Consider the following 2009-nt stretch of genomic DNA (forward strand, 5'->3'; position numbering starts at 1 on the left):
TTCTCGCCCTCCCCCCATCCCTCGGACCGGTGAGGCTCATCGGGATCGACGGCCACGCCGGCTCCGGCAAGAGCACGTTCGCCGCACGGCCCGCCGAAGCACTCGGCGAGCCGCCCGTACCCACCCTCCACCTCGACGACCTGGCCACGCACGAAGAACCCTTCGAGTGGATGGAGCGGCTCCGCACCTGGGTGCTGGAGCCGCTGGCGCGGGGCGGGACCGCGCGCTACCGGGCCTACGACTGGACGGCTCGCCGGTTCGCCGAGGAACACACCGTGCCCGCCGCGCCGGTCGTGCTCGTGGAGGGCGTCGGCGCGGGCCGCCGGGCCCTCCGCCCCCATTTGGCGTGCCTGTTGTGGATGGAGTTGACGCATGAGAGCTCCTGGGAAAGGGGTCAACTCCGTGATGGTCCCGAACTGACCGATTTCTGGGACGGCTGGAAGCGAGCGGAGCAGCGGCACTTCTCGACGGATCCCACGCGTCCCTTCGCAGAACTCCTGATTCTCCAGGGGCAGGAGGGATATGAGGTGCTGCCGGGGCCCGGTGAGACAGATTGAACGGGCCCTTTCCTCACTCTCGGTGAGCAACTGGGGCCGCGCCACCGGCCGTCGGCGGCCGATCCCCGCCGAGTGCGCCAACTCGGCTTGACCGAGGGGCCGTACAGGACTTACGTTCTCATTAGGCGGCCGACAGCAGCCGCCCGAGAACGCGAAGCCCCCGGTTGTTCCCCCGTGATCGGGGGCTTCGTACTTTCCCCGGCACCCCTATTTGAGTGCTTTGCTCCACCGTCCCCTTCACACTGGGTGACCGTCTTCCGGATCGCTTTCCGGCCCCCGGCCCGTGCCCCGACACCGTGAACTGCGGTGCGGCACCCTTCGGCCCACACCAACCGCGCAGGTACGATGCCAGACGGCACACCCTTCGGCGGGGTGCGCCGACACACTGGTCAACTCCCGTCCACAGCACAGCGGTTCGGAAAGGCACGCCAGGCAGCCGCCGGCAGCACGCTACGGGGGCAGGGTTTGTGGGGGACGTGATGGATTTCGGCATGCAGGGCCCACCCGCCCCGGCCGATCTCGCCTGGCTGCGCGCCGTCGACGCCTACACCATGGGCGCGTACGCACAGGCGGAGGAGGAGTTCCGGGCAGCCGTCCGGGCGGACCCCGGGATGGCCGACGCCTGGCTGGGGCTGCACGCGCTGCGCGCCGAGACCACCACCGCGCTCCTGCGGATGTACCGCCACCGCGACCGCTTCGGCGAGCAGCGGGCCCGCCACCGCCGCACCCTCAACTCCTGGTACTGGCTCGGCTGGTGGGTGCAGCCCGTCCTGGAGAGCAGCCGTGACCTGCTGCTCGCCCACGCCTCGCACTGGCTCGACGGCCGCCATGTGCCCGAGCTGGACCGGGCCCTGGCCGACTGCCCGCCCGTCGAGGCCGACCCCCAGTCCCGTTTCCTGCACGCGTGCCGCGCGTACCTCGTCAAGGACTGGGACCAGCTCGTCCGGCACACCGAACCCCTGCTCGGCGATCAGCTGCTCGGGATCGAGGCCGGGCTCTTCGGCGGCATGGCCCGGGTGCGCCTGGAGATGTACGGGCAGGCGGAACCGCTGCTGTCCGCCGCGCTGATGCGCTGCCGCAGCGAGCAGCCGCAGCGCAAGGAGCTGCGCTACTGGCTGGCCCGCGCGCACGAGGGCACCGGCCGGACCGCCGCCGCGCTCCCCCTCTACCGGGCCGTGCACCGCGTCGACCCGTCCTTCATGGACACCTCCGCCCGGCTCACCGCCATCGCCGACGGGGACGGCCTCGACGACGACCCCCTGGACCTGGCGTCCGTGTCCGCGGGAGGCGCCACGGGCATCGAGCCGGTGCCGCCCGCCGACCTCGGGAGCGACTTCGAGGGAGCGCCCGCCCCCGACACCCTCGACGGCCGCGACCTGCTGACGGGCGCCGGGCCGCAGCCCACGGGCACGGCACCGCAGCCGGGCCCCGGCGACATGCGCAGGCTCGCCC

At 72.3% G+C, this 2009-nt stretch carries 1 protein-coding gene and 1 pseudogene; both read left to right on the forward strand.

The window, feature by feature from the left end:
- On the forward strand, positions 1-557 hold a 557-nt coding region (locus K6I34_RS36260), incomplete at its 5' end, for a uridine kinase (protein WP_229332281.1).
- Between the two features lie 479 nt (positions 558-1036).
- Positions 1037-2009: pseudogene (locus K6I34_RS36265) on the forward strand (CbxX/CfqX); the annotation flags it as partial.

Source organism: Streptomyces sp. UNOC14_S4, assembly GCF_020740835.1.
Taxonomy (GTDB): domain Bacteria; phylum Actinomycetota; class Actinomycetes; order Streptomycetales; family Streptomycetaceae; genus Streptomyces.